The organism is Pseudomonas salomonii, from assembly GCF_900107155.1.
GTDB lineage: Bacteria > Pseudomonadota > Gammaproteobacteria > Pseudomonadales > Pseudomonadaceae > Aquipseudomonas > Aquipseudomonas salomonii.
The window spans coordinates 310337-328414 of sequence record NZ_FNOX01000008.1 but is presented as its reverse complement, the minus strand read 5'-3'; the positions used below and the strand labels follow the sequence as shown (position 1 = coordinate 328414).

Below are 18078 nucleotides of genomic sequence, written 5' to 3'. Positions count from 1 at the left end.
TTTTTTGTGTGTCCGGCAGGCGCAGGCCCGCCACGTCTTACCGACCTTGGCAGACGCTTACAGTCAATAAGCCTACTCGGCAAAATCCGTTCTTGTTGTAACTTTTCCTCATAAGCGCAACGACCCGTTATATAAGCCGGTTTGTGTAGCCGGCATCGTCGTCGAATCGCGCCGATTAAACGTTTATGCACTAAATTGCACTTTGCGCCGCGACTCTCTCTGCAACATGTCGCAAACTATCAAAGTTGATATTGGCCCCGGAATTCACCGCCACCAAGGTTTGCCCGTGCGTGCCGTTTTGGCTGACGTACTTGCGAATGCCCGCCACCGCCAGTGCGCCGGAAGGCTCGGTGATGGAGCGCGTATCGTCGTAGATCAGCTTGATGGCGCTGCACAGTTGGTCATTGCTGACGGTGATCACTTCATCGACCCAATCGCGGCAGATCTCAAAGCCATAGGCGCCGATCTGCGCCACGGCAGTGCCATCGGCAAACCCGTCGACACTGGGCAGCACCACGCGCTCACCGGCGCGCAAGGCCGCCAGCAGGCAACTCGAGCCCTCGGGTTCGACCCCGACGATGCGCACCTCGGGCCGCAGGTATTTGACATAGGCGGCAATCCCGGCGATCAGGCCGCCGCCGCCCACCGGTACGAAGATCGCGTGCAGCGGGCCTTGCTGTTGACGCAGTATTTCCATGGCCACAGTGCCTTGGCCGGCGATCACATCGGGGTCATCGAACGGCGAAACAAAGGTGCAACCCGTTGCCTGGGCCAATTGCAGCGCGTGGGCCAGGGCAAACGGGAAGCTTTCGCCATGCAACACCGCCTCGGCGCCCCGGGAACGCACGCCCAGCACCTTCAATTGCGGTGTGCTGCACGGCATGACGATGCTGGCCTTGATCCCCAGCTCCCGCGCCGCCAGCGCCACACCCTGCGCATGATTACCCGCCGAGGCGGTCACCACGCCACAGGCTTTGTGCTTATCGCCGAGTTGCACCAGCTTGTTGTAGGCGCCACGGATCTTGAAGGAAAACGTCGGCTGCAAATCTTCGCGTTTGAGCAGCACCTGGTTGCCCAGTAGCGCCGACAGCGCAGGCGCCGGCTGCAAGGGCGTGCGCACTGCCACGTCGTAGACCGGGGCGGCGAGGATCTTTTTCACGTAGTGCTCAAGCAGCCCGGTATTGGCGGTTTGCGCGGCGCGGTGGGTACTCATGGGCGTCTCCTGGAATTGGTGTGCTGCCCAGGAGTCGGAAAAACAAAACCCGCCTCCAGGGCGGGTTTGGGTGCAGCCGTGTGCTATCCCGCCAAATGAGGAATGGCGGTAATAATAATGCTCGGCTGGCGGCGCAAGGCTTGAAATGTCATGCAACGAAATTAACCGCCGGTGGTTGGGCAAGTCAATGGCCTGTCGCCATTTAGCCGGTTGGGGTTTACGCGCGATATACGAAACGTATACGCTTTGTATATCAATCCAACACAGTGAACCCCATGGGCATCGTCAAGATCACCGACCAACTGCACGAACAGCTACGCCTGGCCAGCGCGGCCATGGACCGCTCCATCAATGCCCAGGCCGAGTTCTGGATCAAGATCGGCCTGCTGGCCGAACTCAACCCGCACCTGCCCTACAACGAACTGATCAACAAGCTGTTGCTGGACAAACCCGACCTGATCCGAGGGCGCGGCTGATGATCAAGACCCCCGCACAACTGGCGGTGATGCGCGAATCCGGGCGCCTGCTGGCCAAGGTATTCAGCATGCTCGACGGTTTTGTCGCTGCCGGGCGCTCGACTCTGGAGCTGGACAGCGCCGTCGAGGCCTTCATCCGCAACGACCTCAACGCCCGCCCGGCGAGCCTTGGGCAATACGACTACCCCTTTTGCATCAACACCTCGATCAACGAAGTGGTGTGCCATGGCATGCCCAGCGCCAAGGAGGTGTTGAAAGACGGCGACATCATCAACATCGACATCACCCTGGAAAAAGGCGGCTTTATCGCTGACTCCAGCAAGATGTACATGATCGGCAACGTGGCGCCCAAGGCCCGGCGCCTGGTAGAACAGACCTTCGAAGCCATGTGGGCCGGCATTCGCCAGGTTCGCCCCGGCGCCCGCCTGGGCGATATCGGCCATGCGATCCAGAGCCATGCGCAAGCCAACGGCTACAGCGTCGTGCGTGAGTATTGCGGCCACGGCATCGGCCGGCAGATGCACGAGGAACCCCAAGTGCTGCACTTCGGCCGCCCCGGCACCGGCCTGGAACTGCGCGAAGGCATGGTGTTTACCATCGAGCCGATGCTCAACCAGGGCAGCGCCAAGGTGCGCGACCTCAAGGATGGCTGGACGGTGGTGACCAAGGACAACAGCCTGTCGGCGCAATGGGAACACACCGTGGCGGTGACGGCGGACGGCTTTGAAGTGCTGACACTGCAACCGCACACCGACGCATAACCTGTGGGCGCTGGCTTGCCTGCGAGGGCGTCCTCAAGATTGCTATCGCAGGTAAGCCAGCTCCCACAGGTTGTTCATGCTGTTTGCATCACCAGCCCTGGCCCTGGCGTTTCAACTCCAGGCGCCGTACGAACTCCTCCAGCACCAGCGCATACAGGTCGTCTTGCAGATAGGCATCTTCGATACCGGCGTCCATGTTCGGGTTGTCGTTGACCTCGATCACCACCACTTTGTCGCCGGACTGTTTGAGGTCGACGCCATAAAGGCCGTCGCCGATCAGGTTGGCGGTCTTCACCGCCAGTTCCACCACCGCCTTGGGTGCTTCGTGGACCGCCAGGGTGCGGCATTCGCCGTTGATGTCCTGGCCGATGGCCTTGTGGTTATAAATCTGCCAATGGCCCTTGGACATGAAGTACTGACAGGCAAAGATCGGCTTGCGGTTGAGCACGCCAATGCGCCAGTCGTACTCGGTGTAGAAAAACTCCTGGGCCAGCAACAGCACCGAATGTTCGAACAACTCGGCGGTAGCCTTGAGCAGGGCCTCCTGGCTTTCCACCTTGATCACGCCGCGCGAGAAGCAACCGTCGGGGATCTTCAACACCAACGGGAAGCCCAGGCGCTCGCCCACCCGTTCGAAGTCTTCCGGTCGCTCCTTGTAGAGAATCTCGGTGGCGGGCATGCCCAGTTGATGGCTGTTGAGCAGGTCAGTGAGGTAGACCTTGTTGGTACAGCGCAGGATCGATGCGGGGTCATCCATGACCACCAGACCTTCGCTTTCGGCTTTTTTGGCGAAGCGGTAAGTGTGGTTGTCGACACTGGTGGTCTCGCGGATCAGCAAGGCGTCGTACTCGGCCAGGCGTGAATAATCCTTGCGCTCGATCAGCTCCACATCGATGCCCAGGCCCTTGCCGACCCGCACAAAGTTGTCCAGGGCGCGGGCATTGGACGGCGGCAGTTGTTCCTGCGGGTCGTGAAGAATCGCCAGGTCATACCGTGCCAAACGGCGTGAGCGCGGCTGGCGCCAGATCTTGCGGCTGAAGTTGTCGAGGGCGTGGGCGAACTGGTCTTCCTGGTCATCGCGCAACTTGTGCAATACCCCGGACTTGACCCCGTCGATATGCCAGCCGTTGTGTCTGCGAAACTCAACTAACAAGATCGGGCACGGGAAGGTTTCAAATAACTGGCGGGCCAACTCTTGCAGCGGTTCTATATTGGTTCGACCAAAATAAAGTGTCAGGGTAAAACCTTCGGTATTGCTGTAAAGGTGATGACTCAGGGCTTTATCGAGGGTTTTATCCAGGTCGTCCAGTGCCAAGCCATACAGCGACTTTTTAGTCAATTCACTGATGGTGCGCACCGACGGAATCACCTTGTGCCCACGCGCTTCGGCCAGCAACGAGCAGTAGTAGCCGTGCCCAAGGTACTTGTAGCTGCGGCACAGGTTGATGACCTGCACACGCTTGCCCGTCTCGCTTTCACGAGTTTGCTCAAGGTATTCCTGGGCCGTCACGATGTCTTCGCTGGGAAAGTAGGAGGCCCAATCTTCCTTGCGTTCGACAATGATCACCACTTGACTGGACCCTTTGCTCGCGACCGATAAATAACCGCTGGAAGTTATTGTCGCCGCGACGTTTTGCTCGGATACTTCACGCCAATGACCTTGTACCGCTGACATAATATTTGATCCGCTTTAGAGAACTCGACCTTTTCTATTAAGCACGATCTTTTAGAGAAGTCCCGTTTCGTTACGCAACTTTTACGGCGGTCATATGGCTCTTTCCTTTCGCGTTGCAATACCCGCTGACGTGCCCGAATTGGTCGCGCTGGAACAGCACTGTTTCACCACCGACCGGCTCTCATCGCGCAGTTTCCAGTGGATGATCAGCCGTGCCCATGGCCAGTTACTGGTGGCGGAAAACGACGCGCAATTGCTCGGTTATGCACTGGTGTTGTTCCACCGCGGCACCTCGCTGGCGCGCCTGTACTCCATCGCCATCGCCGAGCACGCACGCGGCATGGGTTTGGGCAAGCGGTTGCTGACGCGCATCGAGGCCTGCGCCCTGGAACATGATTGCGCCTACCTGCGCCTGGAAGTGCGCACCGACAACCCCGGTGCCCTGGCGCTGTACGAGCGCAATGGCTATCGGCGCTTTGCGCTGATCAATGATTATTACGAAGATCACACCGCCGCCATTCGCCTGGAAAAACGCATCCTCCAGCACCAGGTCGCACGCCCCCAGAGCGTGCCGTATTACCAGCAGACCACCGACTTCACCTGTGGCGCCGCGTGCCTGCTGATGGCCATGGGCGCGTTGCTGCCGGGGCGCGGGGCCGGGCGGCGCGAAGAACTGCAGATCTGGCGTGAAGCCACCACCGTGTTCATGACCGCAGGCCACGGCGGCTGCAGCCCGCAAGGCTTGGCGTTGGCGGCCTGGCGCCGGGGGTTTCGGGTGCGTATGCAGGTGAATGTGCGCGGGCCGTTGTTTCTCGATGGCGTGCGCGACCCGCACAAAAAGGACGTGATGCGCTTGGTGCACGAAGCGTTTGAAGAGGAATTGGCCGGCAGCGACGTCGAACAGATACTCGGCGGCGCCCTGGATTTACCCCAGGTGTTGCAGGCCGGCGGGCAGCCGCTGGTGCTGATCAGCAGCTACCGCCTCACCCGTTCCAAATCGCCGCACTGGGTGATGGTCACCGACTGCGACGCAGAGTTCGTCTACCTGCACGACCCCGACGTGGATCACAGCCAGCATCGCCAGCCCCTGGACTGCCAGCATCTGCCGGTCAGCCATGGGGAGTTCGAGCGCATGTGTCGTTTTGGCAGCAAACAATTGCGCGCGGCGGTGGTGCTGTTCAAGCCACCTGCTTGACCCCCGCCTTGGCTTCCAGCTCGCGCACCAGCGGCAGGACGCGCTGGCCGAAGTATTCGACTTCTTCCTGAAAATGCAGGAAGCCGGCCAGTATCAGGTCCACGCCCACAGCCTTGAGCGCAACAATGCGCTCGGCGATCTGCTGCGGCGTGCCGATCAGGTTGGTCTTGAAGCCGTCGTTGTATTGCACCAGGTCTTCAAAGCTGGACTTGGCCCAGTTGCCCTCGCCTTCCGGTGAGGCCTTGCCCGCCTGTTTGGCCGCGTCGCCAAACGCATTCACCGCCTCGGGGTCGGCCTTGTTGATGATTTCGGCGAGCACGGCGCGGGCTTCTTCTTCGGTGTCGCGGGCGATCACAAAGGCGTTTACACCGACTTTCACCGAATGATTATTGGCCGCGGCCTTAATGCGAATGTCGTCAACCTGGGCCTTGATGCCTTCGGGCGTGTTGCCGTTGGTGAAGTACCAGTCCGACACGCGTGCCGCCATGTCCCGCGCCGCCCGTGAGCTGCCGCCCTGGAACACTTCCGGCTGGCCGAGTGGCTTGGGTTTGAGGCTGTAATTGTTGAAGCGGTAGAAGTCACCCTTGAAGGTGAAATCGTCCTGGCTCCAGATGCCTTTGAGGGCGCGGATAAACTCCTCGGAGCGACGATAACGTTCGTCGTGTTCAAGCCAGGGTTCGCCGATGGCCTGGAATTCGCCCTTGAACCAGCCACTGACGATATTCACCGCAATGCGCCCGTTGGTGAGCTGGTCGATGGTCGCCAGTTGCTTGGCTGCCAACGCCGGCTGCCAAGGGCCAGGCAGGATCGCCGCGATCACCTTGAGCGTGGTGGTCGCCGCCAGCAACGCATGGCTGAACGCGACGGACTCATGCTGGTTGTCGGCGCCGTAACCGGCGGTGAAGCGAATTTGCGTCAGGCCATAGTCGAAGCCGGCCGCCTCGGCCAACTGCGCGAGCTTGCGGTTGTAGTCGATGCCCCAGTGAGTGCGCTGTTCGATCTTGCTGACCACCAGCCCACCGCTGACGTTGGGTACCCAATAGGCAAATTTCACGGCTTGCTGACTCATCTGGCAGTACCTCGCAGGAAAGGATGTAACCAGGCTTGAGCAGCAAGCGTGCCAGACAGCATCAAAGCACCACCCCATGGGCGTTGTGGCGCATATCGCCGTGGTGGTTGCCAGGCGGGTGAATGTCGCGGATGGCCTTGATTTGTCGATTTGCTGTTGCTGGAGCAACAGCAGTTTGGCTCCAGCCCCAGCAAATACGGGCTGCGCCGCCCGGCACGGACTGTGCAATCCGCTAAGCATTGATCACAGCCCAGGAGCCGTACCCCATGACCGAGCAACATGTCATCAACCCGCTGTCCATCGGCGTCGATTACCCCACACTTGCCGCGCGCTTTCGGCCGATCTTCCAGCGCATCGCCGAAGGTGCCGTGGCGCGTGAACAGGCGCGCGCCCTGGCCTACGAGCCGATTGAGTGGCTCAAACACGCGGGGTTCGGCGCGGTGCGGGTGCCGGTGGAATACGGCGGCGGCGGCGCGTCCCTGCCGCAATTGTTTGAGCTGCTGATCGAACTGGCGGCGGCCGACTCCAATGTGCCCCAGGCGTTGCGCGGGCACTTCGCCTTTGCCGAGGACCGCCTGAACGCGCCACCCGGCGCGGGTCGCGACCTGTGGTTCAAGCGTTTTGTCGACGGCGATATTGTCGGGTGCGCCTGGACCGAAATCGGTAACGTGGCGATCGGCGATGTGGTCACTCAAGTCAGCCCGGATGGCGACAACTGGAAGCTCAACGGCGAAAAGTTCTACAGCACCGGCAGCCTTTTCTCCGACTGGATCGACGTGTACGCCCAGCGCAGCGACACCGGCGCCGACGTGATCGCCGCCACCCGCACGCGCCAGCCTGGCGTGGTGCAACGTGATGACTGGGACGGGTTCGGCCAGCGCACCACGGGCAGCGGCACCACGCGGTTTACCGATGCGGTGGTTGAGGCCGACAACGTGATCGACTTTGCCACGCGCTTCAAATACCAGACCGCGTTTTACCAATTGGTACTGCTGGCGAGCCTGGCCGGCATCGGCCGTGCCGCGCTCAACGACGTGGCGCAGCAGGTGCGCAACCGTAAACGCATCTACAGCCATGGCAATGCCGCGCATGTCAGCCAGGACGCACAGACTCAGCAAGTGGTGGGTGAAGTAGCCGCCCTGGTGTATGCCGCCGAGGCCAGTGCGTTGAAAGCTGCGGTGCCGGCGCAGCGGGCTTACCTGGCACGATTTGCCGGGGATGCGGTGGCTGAGCGTGCGGCGAACGTGGCTGCCGAGATTGAATCGGCGACAGCGCAGGTGGTGGTGTCGGAGCTGATTCAGCGGGCTACCAGTGAGCTGTTCAATGCGCTGGGGGCGTCGGATGTACGCCAGGGCAAAGCGCTGGATCGCCATTGGCGCAATGCACGGACTGTGTCGTCGCATAACCCGGTGATCTACAAGGCGCGGATTGTCGGGGATTGGGTGATCAATGGGACCGAGCCGCCGTTTGTATGGCAGATCGGGAATGGGCCTGGCAAAGCGTAATTGATCGTTCCCACGCTCTGCGTGGGCATGCATCCTGTGACGCTCCGCGTCACGGCTTCAAGAGCGGGACGCAGAGCGTCCGGGGTGGCATTCCCACGCAGAGCGTGGGAACGATCCTGTGTACCACTCAGAACGCGAGCTTATACCCAATGGTCATCAACATAATCGCCAGACACGGTCGCAACACGCCGTCCGGGACTTTGCCGGTCATGTGACTGCCCAGGTAAATCCCCGGCAACGACCCCATCAGCAAAAAGCCCAGCAGGTGCCAGTCCATATTGCCCATGCTGGCATGCCCCAGGCCCGCCACCAGGGTCAGCGGCACGGCGTGGGCGATCTCGGTGCCGACCAACCGCCGCGTGGCCAGGAACGGATACAAGATAAACAATGCCACAGTCCCGAGGGCGCCGGCACCGATAGAGGTCAACGCCACCATGGTGCCCAGGACCGCCCCGGTGACCACCGTGAGCGCATTCAGGTTACGCGGGCTCATGTGATAATCATCACCGGCATGCCGCTGAGCAAACGCCAACAGGCTTTTCTTGAACAGAATCGCCAGTGCCGTCAGCAACAGCACAAAACCCAGCGCCTGCTTGATCACCGCATTCATCGCGCTCGGATCAGTGTGCAGACTGGCCAGGAACCACAGGGTCAGCAACACCGCCGGCACACTGCCCAACGTCAGCCAGCCAGTGATGGTCCAGTCGATGTTCCGGTTTTTGCTGTGCACCAGCACGCCACCGGACTTGGTGATGGCGGCATACAGCAAGTCAGTGCCCACGGCGGTGGCCGGGTTGATCCCGAACCACAACAGGATCGGCGTCATCAAAGAGCCCCCGCCGACCCCGGTCATGCCGACGATAAAACCAACGATCAGGCCAGCGACTACAAAACCAATATTGCCTACATCCATTACAACTACCCGCGGCCTTATAAAATTCTGGCCGCAGGATAGCGATTTTTCTTATAACGACTTATACCAATATGATCTGACTTTATGCTTTTTCTGTCAGACGATGGCAGACATACGCCTGGGTCTGATACGGGAACGCCACAGTGTCACGCCCACGCAGTGCCGGGTGCGTGTCGATCAGCTGGCGCAATTGCTCGGTCACCGTGGCCTTTTGCGCGGCGGGTAGCGCCGCGATGAAGCTTACCGACAGGAAGCGATCCATGATCACTTCCTGAGGGCTGCCCACATGCTGATAGGCAAAACAGCTCATTTGCGGCGCGGAAAAATACTCACCCGTGAAGGCTTCGCGCCAACGCCCTGTATGAAAACGCGGGGTGTCACCTTCATAGGGCGTAATGATTTCGGTGATGGCCGCAACCCAATCCACCGACTCATCGCGCACATTCCACACCAGCCCCAGGCGCCCGTCGGGCTTGAGCACGCGGTGGATCTCGGCCAGTGCGGCCTCGGTTGCGAACCAGTGGAAGGCTTGCGCACACACCAACGCATCGGCGCTGGCATCCGGCAACGGTATGGCTTCAGCGGTGCCGCTGAGCAGGCGCACATCCGGCAACAGTTTGCTCAGTTGCGCGCCCATGGCCTCGACCGGTTCGACGGCAATCAGGCTGGGCGCCAGGGTACTGAGCAAACGGGTGAACTTGCCGGTGCCGGCGCCCAGGTCGATCACGGTCGACTGTGCATTGATCAGCAGCGTGTTGGTCAACCAGCCGGTGAGTTGGCGGGGATAATCCGGACGACCTTGGGCGTAGGTGGCGGCCTGGGTCGAAAAACCTTGTTGAGCAGACGTGTGAACACCAGTCATTGCGACGTTCTCCTCGGGGGCGGGCGCACAGTGTGCGCCCTCTGAGGTTTATTTTCTAACCCGTGCATCCAATCGGGCGTGTGGCGTGTAGTCCTTGCAGTCACCCCGCTGTTTTACTCAGATGGAGCACTACCCATGAACGCTAAAACACTGTTCTGCCTCGCGGCTGCACTCACCGTCGCGCCCGCGGCTTTCGCCCAGACCGGTTTGCCGGACAACATCAAGGTACCGGACGGGCACAAGATTGCGATGGAAACCACCGGGGTCGGCGAAATCACCTACGAATGCCGTGACAAGGCCAACGCCGTCGGCCAGACCGAATGGTTCTTTGTCGGCCCCAAAGCCGTGTTGAATGACCGCAGCGGCAAGCCAGTGGGCAGCTACTTCGGCCCGCCTGCCACCTGGCAAGCCCAGGACGGCTCGAAAATCACCGGCACTCAATTGGCGGTAGCGCCTTCCAGTGCAGGCAACCTGCCCTATCAACTGGTCAAGGCCAACCCGGCCGAAGGTAAAGGTGCCATGAGTGGTGTCAGTTACATCCAGCGGGTCGCGCTCAAAGGCGGCGTGGCGCCAAGCAGCGAATGCACGGCGGCGAACAAAGGCCAGCAGGCCGTGGTGAAGTACCAGGCCGACTACATCTTCTGGGCGGCCAACTGAGCAAACTCGGCTACGCTGCCTGTGGCGAGTGCGCTCGCCACAGGACCCAGCCTTTTTAAGGATGCCGTGTTTGTTTGATTATCAAGCGTGCCTGGCGGCATGTGCCCGTGGCGACCCACGCGCCTTGCGCCAACTCTATGCCGAGGACAGCAGCCGGTTGCTCGGCGTGGCGTTGCGCATCGTGCGCGACAAAGCCCTGGCCGAAGATGTCGTGCACGACGCGTTTATCAAGGTCTGGCGCGGCGCCGGCAGTTTCGACCCAAGCCGTGGCTCGGCGCGGGGCTGGGTGTTCAGCATCACCCGGCACCTGGCACTCAATGCCGTGCGCAATCACGCCCGGGAGGTGGCCTTGGGCGAAGAACACGAGCAGCTCGCCGCCGCCCATGACAGCTTCGAATTCAGCGCCCGAGAAGATCAGGTGTACCGCTGCCTGGAACAACTCGACCCAACCCGTCGCGCGTGCATTCTTCATGCCTATGTCGACGGCTTTTCCCACAGCGAAATCGCCCGGAAACTGGACACGCCCCTGGGCACCGTCAAAGCCTGGATCAAACGGAGCCTCGTCGCGCTGCGCGAGTGCATGGCATGAGCAACCCACTGGATGAACTCGCCAGCGAATACGTGCTGGGCACCCTGCCCGCCGAGCAACGCGCCGAGGTCGAACAACGCTTGAAACATGACCTCGAATTACGTGCGGCGGTGGATGCCTGGGAGCAGCGCCTGTTGCCGCTGACCGCCTTGGCCGAACCCGTGCCGCCGTCCGCACAACTGTGGCGGCGCATCGAACGCAGCACGGCCGATCAGCCAGCCGGCGTGCCGTGGTGGAACCTGCTGGCGCTCTGGCGGGGGTTGGCCGGCGCAGGCTTGGTGACCACTCTGGTGTTGGCCGCGCTTCTGCTGACCCGCCCGCCCGTGGCAGAACCAACCTTTGTGGTGGTGCTGGTCGCGCCACAGAGCCAGGCACCCGGCTGGGTGATACAGGCCAGCCATGATCAGCAGATCCAACTGATTCCGTTGGGGGTGATGGAGGTACCGAGCGACAAAGCCCTGCAATTCTGGACCAAGGGCGATGGCTGGCAGGCTCCGGTTTCGTTGGGGCTGGTCAAGCCTGGGCAAACCTTGTCGGTGCCGCTGAACAAACTGCCGCCGCTCACACCTAACCAACTGTTCGAGCTGACCCTGGAAGACCCTCGCGGTTCACCGACCGGCAAGCCGACCGGGCCGATCCAGGCCATCGGCCGCGCGGTCAAAGTGCTTTGATCAGCTGGAGCTGGGCAACCACACCCTGAATTGCGCCCCGCCCAGAGGCGAGGCCAGGGCCGTCAAGGTGCCGCCCTGGGCTTCCATGGCGCGCCGGCTGATCGCCAGGCCAAGGCCGAAACCGCCCGTGGCGCGGTCACGGCTGCGGTCGAGGCGATAAAAGGGTTCGAAGATACGCTCGCGCTGCTCCACAGGAATGCCGATGCCGTCATCGTCCACGCAGATTTCACAGCCGTCGGCACACACCTTGACCCCCACCTGGATGCGCCTGTCGCAATAGCGCGTGGCATTGCGCAACAGGTTCTGCAACGCCCGGGCCGTGAGGCGCGGGTCGAGGCTGAAACGCTCCACCGCGCAGTCGAGCGCCACATCGATGACGATCTCGGGGTTTTCCAGTTCGTCATCGACGCTGCCCAGCACGCTGTCGATAAACTCATCGAGCACCACGTCGACCCGCTCCGGCAACTGCGCCGGGTTTTGCAGGCGGCTGTAGGAGAGCAATTCCAGCACCAGCTCGTCCAGTTCGCGAATATGCGCCACCAGGCTTTGCAGGCGCTCGCGGCTGGCCTGGGGCAAGTCTTCGGACAGTGCCAGGGCCAGGCCGAAGTCCAGGCGCGTCAGCGGCGTGCGCAGTTCATGGGACACGGCGTTGAGCAAGTCGCGCTGCTGGTTGAGCAGGCGTTCGATATCGTCGGCCATGGTGTCGAACACCGACGCCAGGCTGCCGATGTTGGAGCTGGCGGGAATCTGCGTGCGCTCACTGAGGTTGCCCCGGCCCAATTGCGCGGCGGTGCTTTTCAGGCGCTCCAGGTCACGCCAGTGCGGGCGCAGCCAGAACAGCAGGCAGGCGAGCAAGGCCGCGCCGATCAGTACGTTCATCGACCAATACAACAGGTTCATGTCCAGCGGGTCCGGCGGGATGCTCAGTTTCACCGCAAACTGCTGGTTGATCGGCGAGCTGATGTCTTCCATCCAGCCCCACTCGCCCAGGCGGATCACCGGCTTGCCGTGCTCGAGCAGTTGCTCTTCCTCGGGCGTATAGCTGGCGTCCTGGCGCAGCAGCAACTTGACTTGCAGCGGTGCGAAATCCCGGTTCAGTTGCTCGGTCACACGGGACCAACGCTCCACCGGCGCGCGCAGATACTGCTTGACGATAAGCTTTTGCAGGCCACGGGTCTGCTCGATGTTGTAGTCCATGTAGCGGTGTTCAAACAGCTGGATCACCAACTTGGGTATCAGAAAGATCGCGGCACTGAAGGTAATGATGGTGACCAGGTAGAGGCGCAGCAGTACACGAAACATGGATCAGCATTCCCACTCGGAACGGCTGAACAGGTAGCCCTTGCCCCACACGGTCTTGATCTTGCGCGCCTCGCCTGCGTGGTCATCGAACTTGCGCCGCAGCTTGGAAATGGCCACGTCCACCGAGCGGTCGGTGCCGTTGAACTCGATACCGCGCAGGCGTTGCAGGATCTGGTCGCGGCTGAGCACTTCACCGGCATGCCGAGCCAGTACCACCAGCAGGTTGTACTCACCGCTGGACAACTCCACCGCCTGCTCGCGCCAGGTCACAGTGCGTTCCGACAGGTCGATGCACAGGTTGCCCATGACGATCTGGTCATTGGCCACCTGCGGTTCGGACAAACTGCTGCGGCGCAGCAAGGTGCGTACACGGGCGAGCAGCACGCGTGGCTCGCAGGGCTTGGTGACGTAGTCGTCGGCGCCCATCTCCAGGCCCAGCACCTGATCGTGGCTGTCATCGCGGGCGGTGAGCATCAGAATCGGCAGGCCCGCCGAGTCGGCGCGCAGCAGGCGGCACACCTGCAAGCCGTCGAGGCCGGGCAGCATCAGGTCGAGGATCACCAGGTCCGGTGGGTTGAGCCGCGCCCGTTCGCGCACATGGTCGCCACGGCTGAGCACGTTGACGTGGTAGCCATTGCGTTCCAGGTAGCTGGCAATCAGCTCGGAGAGTGCGGCGTCGTCTTCCACCAGGAGGATATTGGGCATGGTGTTTCCAAATAATACTGTTTGTTGGTGTGTTGCAGGATTGTGCAAGGATATACGCCCCCGTCGCGCAGCGCGCCGCACCTTACACTTCTTCACACACGGCCTACACAGCTTCACAGCACCAAGGCGCAGGTGTCTTTAGGATGCGCCAGTCAATATTGGGATATGAGCATGTCGAAGAATCTGTTTGCGCCGTTTTGCCTGCTGGCCCTGACGCTGGCCCTGAGCGGCTGTGGCCAGTCGGCCGATGAAGCGCCAGAGACGCCACTGGCCAAAGTGCGCATCGAAACCCTGCAAGCCAAGCCCCTGTCGATCACCAGCGAATTGAGCGGGCGTATCGCCGCGCCGCGCATTGCCGAAGTGCGCGCACGGGTCGCCGGCGTGGTCATGCAGCGGGTGTTCAAGGAAGGCCACGACGTCAAACAGGGTGATGTGCTGTTTCGCATCGACCCCGCGCCGTTCAAGGCCGACCTGGACAGCGCCCAGGCCAACCTGAGCAAGGCCGAGGCCAACGCGTTCCAGGCCCGTCTGCAAGAGCAGCGTTACAGCCAGTTGGTCGAAGGCAACGCCATCAGCGGCCAGGACTACGACAATGCCCGCGCCAACCTGCGCCAGACCAACGCCGAAGTCGCTGCCAACAAGGCCGCGGTCGAACGTGCCCGGTTGAACCTGGGCTACGCCACCGTCACCGCGCCGATTTCCGGGCGTATCGGGCGTGCGCTGGTGACCGAAGGTGCACTGGTCGGCCAGAACGAGGCCACGCCGCTGGCAATTATCCAGCAACTGGACCCGATCCACGCCGACCTCACCCAGTCGACCCGCGAACTCAATGACCTGCGCCGCGCCTTTCGCGCCGGCAGCTTGAAGCAGGTCGGCCAGGACCAGGCCAAGGCCACGCTGATCCAGGACGACGGCAGCCTGTACCCGTTGCCGGGCAAGCTGTTGTTTGCCGAAATCAGCGTCGACCCGGGCACCGGGCAGATCATCCTGCGCAGCGAGTTCCCCAACCCGGACCTTGACCTGTTACCGGGCAGCTTTGTGCGTGTGCGCCTCGAACAGGCCGTGGACAAGCAAGGTATCAGCGTGCCGCAACGCGCCATCACCCGTGACAGCGCCGGCATCCCGATGGTGCTGCTGTTGGACGCCGAGCAAATCGTCAGCCAGCAGCCGGTGGAACTGGGTGCGGTGATTGAGGACCGCTGGATCGTCAGCAGCGGCCTCAAGCCCGGTGACCGCATCGTCGTCGAAGGCCTGCAACACGCGCGCCCCGGTGAAAAAGTCGAGGTGGACGACAGCCCCGCCTCCGGCCAGCCAGTCAAGGAATAACCCGCCATGCCGCAGTTCTTTATTGACCGCCCGATTTTCGCCTGGGTGGTGGCCCTGTTTATCCTGCTGGCCGGCGCGCTCGCCATCCCGCAGTTGCCGGTGGCCCAGTACCCCAACGTCGCGCCGCCGAAGGTGGAGATCTACGCGGTGTACCCAGGCGCGTCGGCCCAGACCCTGGATGAAAGCGTGGTCAGCCTGATCGAGCAGGAGCTTAACGGCGCCGATCACCTGCTGTACTTCGAATCCCAAAGCAGCCTGGGTTCGGCCACCATTACCGCAACCTTCCAGCCGGGCACCAACCCGGAAATGGCCCAGGTGGATGTGCAAAACCGCCTGAAAGCGGTGGAGCCGCGCTTGCCGCAAGCCGTGACCCAGCAAGGTTTGCAGGTGGAGAAAGTCTCCGCCGGCTTCCTGCTGCTGGTGACCCTGACCTCCAATGACGGCAAGCTCGACGACGTAGCGCTCAGCGATTACCTGGCGCGTAACGTGATGAACGAACTCAAGCGCCTGGACGGCGTGGGCAAGGCCCAGTTGTACGGCGCCGAACGCGCCATGCGCATCTGGATCGACCCGCAGAAGCTGATCGGCTTCAACCTGACGCCGGCTGACGTGAACGCCGCGATCAGCGCGCAGAACGCCCAGGTCTCGGCGGGCAGCATTGGGGATTTGCCGGGCACCAAGACCCAGGAAATCACCGCCGCAATCCTGGTCAAGGGCCAGTTGTCGACCCCGGCGGAATTTGCCGACATCGTGCTCAAGGCCAACCCCGACGGCTCCACCGTGCGCATCGGCGATGTGGCGCGGGTGGAAGTCGGCAGCCAGGAATACCAGTTCTCCACGCGCCTGAACGGCAAGCCGTCGACCGCCGTCAGTGTGCAACTGTCGCCCGGCGCCAACGCGCTGAACACCGCGACCCTGGTGCGGGCGAAAATGGACGAGCTGTCGCGCTACTTCCCGGCCAACGTGGAGTACAAGATCCCTTACGACACGTCGCCGTTCGTCAAAGTCTCGATCACCAAGGTGGTCTACACCTTGCTGGAGGCGATGGCGCTGGTGTTTGCGGTGATGTTCCTGTTCCTGCAGAACGTACGCTACACCCTGATCCCCACGCTGGTGGTGCCGATTGCACTGATGGGCACTTTCGCCACCATGCTGTTGCTGGGTTTCTCGATCAACGTGCTGACCATGTTCGGCATGGTGCTGGCGATCGGCATCCTGGTGGACGATGCGATTGTGGTGGTCGAAAACGTCGAGCGCATCATGGCCACCGAGGGCCTGTCGCCCAAGGACGCGACGAAAAAAGCCATGGGCCAGATCACCGGCGCCATCGTCGGTATCACGTTGGTGCTGGTGGCGGTGTTTCTGCCGATGGCGTTCATGCCGGGGTCGGTGGGTGTGATCTACCAGCAGTTCTCGCTGTCGATGGCCACTTCGATCCTGTTCTCGGCGTTCCTGGCCCTGACCTTGACGCCGGCACTGTGCGCCACCTTGCTCAAGCCGATTGCCAAGGGCGAGCACCATGCCAAGGGTGGTTTTTTCGGCTGGTTCAACACGCGTTTTGAGCGCCTCACCGACCGCTATGAAGGCTGGGTGGCTTATGCCCTCAAGCGCAGCGGCCGCTACCTGCTGATCTATCTGGTGCTGCTGGTGGGCCTGGGGTGGATGTTCAGTCGCCTGCCCTCCTCGTTCCTGCCGGTGGAAGACCAGGGTTACACCATTACCGATATCCAGCTGCCACCGGGCGCGAGCAAGAACCGCACGGTGCAGGTGGCCGAGCAGATTGAGGCGCACAATGCCGGCGAACCCGGGGTGGGCGATACCACCATGATTATGGGTTTCAGTTTCTCCGGTTCCGGGCAGAACGCGGCGCTGGCCTTTACCACGCTCAAGGATTGGTCGCAGCGCAGCAGCGAAGATTCGGCCTCGGCAATTGCCGAACGTGCCAACGAAGCGTTCAGCGAGCTTAAGGATGCGATTGCCTACGCGATCCTGCCGCCGCCGGTGGACGGCCTGGGCACTTCCAGCGGCTTCGAGTTCCGCTTGCAGGACCGTGGCGGCGTCGGCCATGCCGCGCTGATGCAGGCGCGCACCGAGTTATTGGCGGCCGCGGAAAAAAGCCCGATCCTGGCCAACGTGCGCGAAAGTGCCCTGGCCGAAGCACCGCAAGTGCAGTTGCAGGTGGATCGCAAGCAAGCCAACGCCCTGGGCGTGTCGTTTGCCGATGTGGGTAATGTACTGTCCTCGGCCATCGGCTCGGCCTATGTCAACGACTTCCCCAACCAGGGCCGCATGCAGCGGGTGGTGGTGCAGGCCGAAGGCGACCAGCGCAGCCAGGTGGCGGACCTGATGAAGATCAACGTGCGCAATAACGCCGGCAAGATGGTGCCCTTGTCATCATTCGTTGAAGCCAGCTGGACCCAAGGCCCGGCGCAGCTGACGCGTTATAACGGCTACCCGGCAATTTCCATCAGCGGCGAAGCGGCGCCGGGGCACAGCACCGGTGAGGCCATGGAAGAAATCCAGCGCCTGGTCAGCCAACTGCCGGCCGGCCTGGGCCAGGAATGGACCGGGTTGTCGTTGCAGGAACGCTTGTCCGGCTCCCAGGCGCCGTTGCTGTTGGGCCTGTCGTTGCTGATCGTGTTCCTGTGCCTGGCGGCACTGTACGAAAGCTGGTCGATACCCACCTCGGTGTTGCTGGTGGTGCCGCTGGGTGTGCTTGGCGCCGTATTGGCGGTGGGCTTGCGTGGCATGCCCAATGACGTGTTCTTCAAGGTCGGCCTGATCACCATCATCGGTTTGTCGGCGAAGAATGCGATTCTGATTATCGAGTTTGCCAAGGACCTGGTAGACCAAGGTGAAGACTTGATCGACGCCACCCTGAAGGCCGCGCGGCTGAGGTTGCGGCCGATCATCATGACCTCACTGGCGTTTATTCTCGGCGTGGTGCCACTGGCGATTGCCACCGGTGCCAGCTCGGCCAGCCAGCAGGCGATTGGTACAGGCGTGATCGGCGGGATGATCACTGCGACGCTGGCGGTGGTGTTTGTGCCGGTGTTTTTTGTGGTGGTGATGAAGCTGGTGCGCAGGCGCAGCAAGCCTGATTAACCCGACAGAACTCGGTCAAAATGTGGGAGCGGGCTTGCCCGCGATAGCAGTGTA

The 18078-nt window shown here is 61.9% G+C and carries 16 protein-coding genes; 9 read left to right on the top strand and 7 right to left on the bottom strand.

Annotated features, from left to right (window positions below; genetic code table 11):
• Positions 1–190: 190 nt before the first annotated feature.
• Entirely contained in the window at positions 191–1213 is a 1023-nt protein-coding gene (gene ilvA / locus BLV67_RS19895) for a threonine ammonia-lyase, biosynthetic (protein WP_074854507.1), read from the bottom strand.
• Positions 1214–1488: 275 nt separating this feature from the next.
• Between ilvA and BLV67_RS19890 the strand changes: the two genes are divergently transcribed.
• Both BLV67_RS19890 and map read left to right on the top strand, forming a co-directional pair.
• A complete protein-coding gene (locus tag BLV67_RS19890; RefSeq protein ID WP_017135045.1) occupies positions 1489–1689 on the top strand; it encodes a ParD-like family protein in 201 nt (66 codons plus the stop codon).
• Entirely contained in the window at positions 1689–2450 is a 762-nt protein-coding gene (gene map, locus BLV67_RS19885; protein ID WP_069788835.1) for a type I methionyl aminopeptidase, read from the top strand. Before BLV67_RS19890 ends, map begins: the two co-directional genes overlap by 1 nt.
• An 88-nt stretch (positions 2451–2538) precedes the next feature.
• Here the strand turns inward: map and BLV67_RS19880 are convergent, their stop codons facing one another.
• Positions 2539–4125, bottom strand: coding sequence for a RimK family protein (locus BLV67_RS19880; RefSeq protein ID WP_065931673.1), 1587 nt, complete (start codon positions 4123–4125; stop codon positions 2539–2541).
• A gap of 94 nt (positions 4126–4219) precedes the next feature.
• On the opposite strand from BLV67_RS19880, the gene BLV67_RS19875 reads away from it, so the two are divergent.
• The gene (locus tag BLV67_RS19875; protein WP_065931674.1) at positions 4220–5320 is read left to right on the top strand and encodes a GNAT family N-acetyltransferase/peptidase C39 family protein; all 1101 of its coding nucleotides are present in this window, start codon (positions 4220–4222) and stop codon (positions 5318–5320) included.
• Here the strand turns inward: BLV67_RS19875 and sfnG are convergent.
• Entirely contained in the window at positions 5304–6389 is a 1086-nt protein-coding gene (gene sfnG / locus BLV67_RS19870; RefSeq protein ID WP_069788834.1) for a dimethylsulfone monooxygenase SfnG, read from the bottom strand. The genes BLV67_RS19875 and sfnG overlap by 17 nt on opposite strands.
• 266 nt (positions 6390–6655) lie before the next feature.
• Between sfnG and BLV67_RS19865 the strand changes: the two genes are divergently transcribed.
• Positions 6656–7894: an acyl-CoA dehydrogenase family protein gene (locus BLV67_RS19865; protein WP_069788833.1), complete on the top strand. Its 1239-nt coding sequence runs from the start codon at positions 6656–6658 to the stop codon at positions 7892–7894.
• 127 nt (positions 7895–8021) lie between these two features.
• On the opposite strand, the gene BLV67_RS19860 is transcribed toward BLV67_RS19865, so the two are convergent.
• Positions 8022–8807 (bottom strand): sulfite exporter TauE/SafE family protein, encoded by a 786-nt coding sequence (locus BLV67_RS19860; RefSeq protein ID WP_065931677.1) that lies wholly within the window; start codon positions 8805–8807, stop codon positions 8022–8024.
• An 82-nt stretch (positions 8808–8889) separates the two neighbouring features.
• A complete protein-coding gene (locus BLV67_RS19855; RefSeq protein WP_065931678.1) occupies positions 8890–9669 on the bottom strand; it encodes a class I SAM-dependent methyltransferase in 780 nt (259 codons plus the stop codon).
• 135 nt (positions 9670–9804) lie between these two features.
• Between BLV67_RS19855 and BLV67_RS19850 the strand changes: the two genes are divergently transcribed.
• The 3 genes from BLV67_RS19850 to BLV67_RS19840 all read left to right on the top strand — a co-directional run bounded on the left by BLV67_RS19850 (position 9805) and on the right by BLV67_RS19840 (position 11586).
• Positions 9805–10326 carry a DUF3455 domain-containing protein gene (locus tag BLV67_RS19850; protein WP_069788832.1) on the top strand — a complete coding sequence of 174 codons (522 nt, stop codon included), beginning with the start codon at positions 9805–9807 and terminating at the stop codon, positions 10324–10326.
• A gap of 61 nt (positions 10327–10387) precedes the next feature.
• The gene (locus tag BLV67_RS19845) at positions 10388–10915 is read left to right on the top strand and encodes a sigma-70 family RNA polymerase sigma factor (RefSeq protein WP_069788831.1); all 528 of its coding nucleotides are present in this window, start codon (positions 10388–10390) and stop codon (positions 10913–10915) included.
• On the top strand, positions 10912–11586 hold the full coding sequence (locus BLV67_RS19840) for an anti-sigma factor (protein ID WP_069788830.1): 675 nt from the start codon (positions 10912–10914) through the stop codon (positions 11584–11586). Before BLV67_RS19845 ends, BLV67_RS19840 begins: the two co-directional genes overlap by 4 nt.
• Here BLV67_RS19840 and BLV67_RS19835 read toward each other — a convergent pair whose 3' ends face one another.
• A complete protein-coding gene (locus BLV67_RS19835) occupies positions 11587–12888 on the bottom strand; it encodes an ATP-binding protein (RefSeq protein ID WP_069788829.1) in 1302 nt (433 codons plus the stop codon).
• Positions 12889–12891: 3 nt separating this feature from the next.
• On the bottom strand, positions 12892–13593 hold the full coding sequence (locus BLV67_RS19830) for a response regulator (protein ID WP_017135033.1): 702 nt from the start codon (positions 13591–13593) through the stop codon (positions 12892–12894).
• A gap of 171 nt (positions 13594–13764) precedes the next feature.
• On the opposite strand from BLV67_RS19830, the gene BLV67_RS19825 reads away from it, so the two are divergent.
• The gene (locus BLV67_RS19825; protein WP_069788867.1) at positions 13765–14919 is read left to right on the top strand and encodes an efflux RND transporter periplasmic adaptor subunit; all 1155 of its coding nucleotides are present in this window, start codon (positions 13765–13767) and stop codon (positions 14917–14919) included.
• A gap of 6 nt (positions 14920–14925) precedes the next feature.
• Complete coding sequence (locus BLV67_RS19820; protein WP_069788828.1) at positions 14926–18024, top strand: efflux RND transporter permease subunit; 3099 nt, start codon at positions 14926–14928, stop codon at positions 18022–18024.
• Positions 18025–18078 lie beyond the last annotated feature (54 nt).